Here is a 2,374-nt window from a genome sequence, read left to right as displayed (position 1 = left end):
CCGGCATCCGCAAGTGGCGCTGGCCGCGCTGGTGCATGGCATGGTGCAGACCGTCTTGCAGCCCGACACCTACGGCGATGGCCTGCCGCTGGGCGTGCGCCTCACGGTGCAAGACCGGCTGGAAGGCATGGCCCCGGACTGGCCGGAATCGCCCGCCGCCGTGGCGCTGCGCGAACTGCAACAGGTGGCAGGTGTTGCCTTGCCGGAGGACAGCACCGGACTGTTCGCCGTGCTGCTGGCGAAGTCGCAAGACGAACTGGTGCGGCTGCTGGCGGTATGCGTGGCCGCCACGGTGGACGTGGTGACGCCGCGCGCCACGCCGCACCAACCCGGCGAGGAACTGGCGCAGGCCGTGGGCCTCGACATGGCCGCATGGTGGCAGCCGACCGCAGAAGGCTACTTCAAGCACGTTCCCAAGGCGGCAGTCCTGCAAGCCGTTGGCGAGTACGCGCCCGAGCAGGTTTCCCGACTGGCGAAGTTGAAGAAGGCCGACATTGTCAGCGAGGCGGAACGGCTGGCCGATGGTACGGGCTGGATGCCCGCCATCTTCAAGACCGAAGGCCCGGAAGCTGCGCCGCAGGAAACGCAGGCGCAGGACACCCCGGAGGATGCCGAGGCAATGGCGGATGAACCCGCCGAGGCACTGGCCACTTGACCTGCACCGAAGGCAAGCGCCCCGGCCTCGACCGGGGCGCTTCGCTTGAAGGAGAAGCCCCCATGACCCGCACCACCACCAGCCGCCCGCGCATGGCGGCGACCTATGCGCCCGGCACGGTACGCGCTCGCCGCTGGCACGGCGAAGGCGACGTGCGCGGCTACCGTCCGCCCCCCGGCTGGACAGCCTGCGCCGACCTGACCGACATTCACCCCATCACGGGCCGCGCCTTGCCGCGTGCCGTGTGGTGGCTCATCGAGACGAAGGAATAACCCGAACAGCACCGCGCCCAGGCCGTTCCGTCCTGGGCCCGGTGTTCAAGGCCAAAAGCCGAATCAGAACGCCGCCGCCTTCGCGGTGGCTCAGGCGGCGGCGTTAGAGCAGCCGAGCATCCGCCCGGCCCACACCTGCGCGCTGCGCTTGTCTCCAGGGGAAAGCCCTGCGGGCTATACCCGCCGCGCAATGCTTGGCGCCCCTTGATGCTGCCGAACCGGCTGCGCCGGATCGGCTCGGCCAGCGCCCCGCCGCGATGGACGGCGCGCTGGCGAACACGCTGGCGCTTGCTGCGGCAGGTTGTGCAAATGCGGGCCGTCCTCAACGCTGGCGGTTCCTGCCTGTCACGTCACGAAGGACGTTTCACGGCCAACCCGCCCGGCATCGCTATGGAGCTTCCACGCCACACCACAAGACCGGCATCGCAAGGTGCGGCAGGGGCGTTCCCGCCTGTCGTCGGGTGTTTGACCTGGCCCGCGTCAGCGGGCGAGCCGGAGCAGCCTTCATGCGGGCATGCCGAGTCGGCCCTATCTCCTTTCGGAGCGGTTCGGCCCAAGGCGTCCTTGTCTCGTTGTGAATCCTGGCGGTGGCACGGCTGCGCCTCGGGCTTCATGGCTGCAACCGTCCGGCGAAAACAATTTCCCCGCCGCTGCGCGGCTTCCTCGCGCAGCAAATTCTTTTCGCCTCCCGGCTCTCCACTGCGTTTCGACCGCAAGCGGTGCAGCCAGCCCGTCCCCCGCTGGCCGGATCACAACAAGGACGCGATGGGCGCGAACCTTGTTCCACCGAAAGGAGAAATCATCATGGCCAACATCGGTACCTTCACCGCAGACAAAGACGGCTTCACCGGCACGCTCCGCACCCTGACCCTCAACGTCAAGGTCAAGCTGGTTCCCAACGACAAGGGCAGCAGCGAGAACGCCCCCGACTTCCGCCTCCAGGCCGCCGGCCATGACATCGGCGCGGCGTGGAACAAGACCAGCGAAGCCGGGCGGGACTACCTGTCCGTGACCCTCGACGATCCTTCGTTCCCGGCGCCGGTCTACGCCCGCCTGATCGAAGGTGAGGGCGGCACGCACGACTTGATCTGGTCGCGCAGCAAGGTCCAAGCGGCGTAGTCGCCGCCCGCAGCATCCCGCTCCGGCGGGGCGCTGCGCTGTCAGTACGTCCCATACCCGGTCAAGATAGGGAGTGGCTTTTGGCGGGCCGCATCTCCATGCTGGGAAGGAGCGCCTGTGCCTGCGCTCGGGGCATGGCGTGTCGGCGCGATACGCCGCCGGGCTTTGCGGGCTGCGCCCCGTGCCGTCTTTGTCGTCACGGCCATGCGGCTTCAATCCCTCACGCCTTCGCGCCTGTGGCGCTGCGCGCTACGCTTGCCTCCAGGGGATCGGCGCAAGGCCCATCCCCGCCGCGCTGCACTTGGCGCCCCTTGAACACCGCCGAACC

Annotated in this window: 2 protein-coding genes and 1 pseudogene; all 3 read left to right on the top strand. The window is 68.7% G+C overall.

The features are described from left to right. Positions 1 to 655, top strand: a pseudogene (locus tag KIT53_RS20220) (chromosome partitioning protein ParB); the annotation flags it as partial. Positions 656 to 717: 62 nt separating this feature from the next. Continuing rightward, entirely contained in the window at positions 718 to 927 is a 210-nt protein-coding gene (locus tag KIT53_RS20215) for a hypothetical protein (protein WP_297756290.1), read from the top strand. An 804-nt stretch (positions 928 to 1,731) separates the two neighbouring features. Further along, positions 1,732 to 2,046, top strand: a complete 315-nt coding sequence (locus KIT53_RS20210) for a DUF736 domain-containing protein (RefSeq protein ID WP_150360005.1) — start codon at positions 1,732 to 1,734, stop codon at positions 2,044 to 2,046. The last annotated feature ends 328 nt before the right edge of the window (positions 2,047 to 2,374 follow it).

Source organism: Hydrogenophaga sp. (assembly GCF_026125785.1).
GTDB lineage: Bacteria > Pseudomonadota > Gammaproteobacteria > Burkholderiales > Burkholderiaceae_C > Hydrogenophaga.
This window is presented reverse-complemented; position numbering and strand designations above follow the sequence as displayed.